Annotated in this window: 3 protein-coding genes and 1 pseudogene; 3 read left to right on the top strand and 1 reads right to left on the bottom strand. The window is 71.1% G+C overall.

The genetic code is table 11. The features are described from left to right. Window positions 1-164 (top strand): annotated as a pseudogene (locus tag ACWCO3_RS34065) (inositol monophosphatase family protein); the annotation flags it as partial. A 25-nt stretch (window positions 165-189) separates the two neighbouring features. On the opposite strand, the gene ACWCO3_RS34060 reads toward ACWCO3_RS34065, so the two are convergent. Continuing rightward, complete coding sequence (locus ACWCO3_RS34060; RefSeq protein ID WP_208745210.1) at window positions 190-705, bottom strand: LytR C-terminal domain-containing protein; 516 nt, start codon at window positions 703-705, stop codon at window positions 190-192. Window positions 706-1,138: 433 nt separating this feature from the next. Here ACWCO3_RS34060 and ACWCO3_RS34055 point away from each other — a divergent pair, with 433 nt between their 5' ends. Then, a complete protein-coding gene (locus ACWCO3_RS34055; protein ID WP_007075406.1) occupies window positions 1,139-1,435 on the top strand; it encodes a DUF4193 domain-containing protein in 297 nt (98 codons plus the stop codon). Window positions 1,436-1,551: 116 nt separating this feature from the next. Further along, window positions 1,552-2,338: hypothetical protein (locus ACWCO3_RS34050; protein WP_450014078.1), on the top strand; the 787-nt coding region annotated here is incomplete at its 3' end.

Genomic DNA, 2,338 nt, shown 5'->3' with positions numbered 1-2,338 from the left:
CGGGTGTCGCGGGCGGCCTGCACCTCGGGCACCGAGGCCTCCAGCGGGTCGGCGGCCTGTCCGGTGCGCCGCCGGGGCCGGACCTGGTCGTCGCGGCCCCGCCGGCGCTCTTCGGGCCGCTGCACGACCGGCTCGCGAAGCTGGACGCCGCAGGTGGCCCCTGACCGGCTGGTCAGACCGGCCCGGCCGTCACTTGGCGACCGGGGAGGGGCAGGAGCCCTTGGGTGCGCGGGGCGCGCCGATGTCGCCCAGGGACTGGTTGACCTCGGTCGTGGTGGCGAGCTGCTGGAAGCCGCTGCCCAGCACCACGTCCACGGTGTCGTCGGTGCGCTTCGGGTCGTAGCCCGGCACGGCGTTGTTCAGGAAGTACGCCTGGAGCAGGTGCGCGGAGCCGACACCCTTCGGGCCGTACCGCAGCACCGCCACGTCGTCGATCCCCTTGCGTTCGTTGCCGACCTTCTTGACCTGGAACTTGCGGTTGCGGAAGTCGTCCGCGACGGTGCCGGCCCGGCCGGGCTCGTCGGTCGCGTTGAACACGTTGATCTTGACGTCCTTGGGCTCGTGCAGAGTCACGTCGGCCAGCGGCCAACCCTCCGGGCAGCCCTCGGCCGTGCCGGCCTTCCCCTGGGTGTCCCGGATGATCGCGGTCACCACGAATGCCAGAGCCAGCACCCCCAGCAGGCCGACGACGACGAGTGCTCGCACCCGCGCAAAACTCATCTGAGCACTCCCGGGACCTCAGGTGGATGACGGCGGCCGGCAGCGATCGGACTGGCCGCCGGCCGTCGAATACGCCGCTGAGGTTAACGGTTGTCCGGCCGTCGCGTGGAAACAGCCCGACATGCCGGCGCGCCGACCGCGAACCGGGTACTACTACCCCTATCTTCGTGTCGCCTGAATCACATTGGGAACAACTTCGCGTGCGGGGGCGTACATCTCAGCCGCAAGGGCGGTATACATGCCTCGCCCAAGGGGGGGTAAGGTTCCGCGCTCGCAGGGGAGTCGCCCCAGCGAGCTCGACCCGTTCGGTCCTCGGGTCGGGTGCCCGACACAAGTGGTGGCCGGCCAGCGGAACCGAAACAGCGTCGTCCGGCGTTACAACCGGAAGCGACAACATCGATATGGGAGAGTGAAACCGATGGCCACCGACTACGACGCCCCGCGTCGCGACGAGGTCGACCTCGGCGAGGACAGCCTGGAAGAGCTCAAGGCACGGCGCGTCGACTCACAGTCGGGCGCGGTGGACGTCGACGAGGCCGAGGTCGCCGAGAGCTTCGAGCTGCCTGGTGCCGATCTGGCCGACGAGGAGCTCACGGTCAAGGTGCTTCCGATGCAGCAGGACGAGTTCCGGTGCGCCCGCTGCTTCCTGGTCCACCACCGTAGCCAGCTGGCAGTCGAGCGAAACGGCGAGTTGATCTGCCGCGAGTGCGTCTGACAATCACGACATCGGCGGCGGCCTCCTGAACGGGGCCGCCGCTGCCGGTGTAGGCATGCGCCACCGGTGGGTACCTGCTTGACTCGTAACGGGTACCCACAGCACCGGGAGGTCCGATGAGCGATCGAGGCGGCACCACCGACGGCAGCGCGGGCGACCTCAGTGCCGGCGGCGCGGACGACCTCGGTGCCACCGTCGCGGCGTTGACCGCGGACGACATCGCACCGGCCCGACGCCGTCAACTGCTGACCCGGATGGTCGGGCAGGCCCGCGCGCGGGGCATCTCCGACCTGTTCAAGCCGCGTGCCGCCGTACGCTGGATGGTCGACACCGTCGCCGAGATCGCCCCGCACGTCCCGGTACGCGACCTGGACACCCTGCGTCGGCATTTTCCCGGTCTGGACGACGCGGCCCTGGCCGACCGGCTCGTCCGTAACGCGTCCCGGACCACCGCCGCGATCGGCGCGGCCGGAGGGGGAGTCGCCGCCGTCGAGTGGACTGTCGCACCGACCCTGCTCTCCGCGCCGGTGCTGCTCGCCGCCGAGACCGTCGCCGTGGTGGCGGTGGAGCTGAAACTGGTCGGCGAGCTGCACGAGATCCACGGGGTGGCGCTGCCGGACGCCGGCAGCCAGCGGGCGGTCGCCCTGGTGCACTCCTGGGCCACCCAGCGGGGGGTCAACCCGATGGTGCCCGGCGTCGGAGTGGGCGCGGTGCTCGGCACCGCGGCGCGCAAGGAGCTGCGGGAGATGCTGCTGCGACGGTTCGGTCGCAACCTGACCACACTCGGGCCGTTCCTGACCGGCGCGGCGGTGGCGAGCTTCCTCAACCGGCGGGCCACCCAGCAGATGGCCGAGCAGCTTCAGGTGGACCTGCGGCGGCGGGGCATCGCCCGGCCCGCGCCAC

Source organism: Micromonospora sp. NPDC002411 (assembly GCF_053592955.1).
Note: the sequence above shows the minus strand (reverse complement) of the source record. Positions and strands in the feature narration are given on the sequence as shown.

Excerpts from the sequence above, each read along its gene's own strand:
- ACWCO3_RS34055 (WP_007075406.1), top strand. The coding sequence starts at position 1,139 with ATGGCCACCGACTACGACGCCCCGCGTCGCGACGAGGTCGACCTCGGC.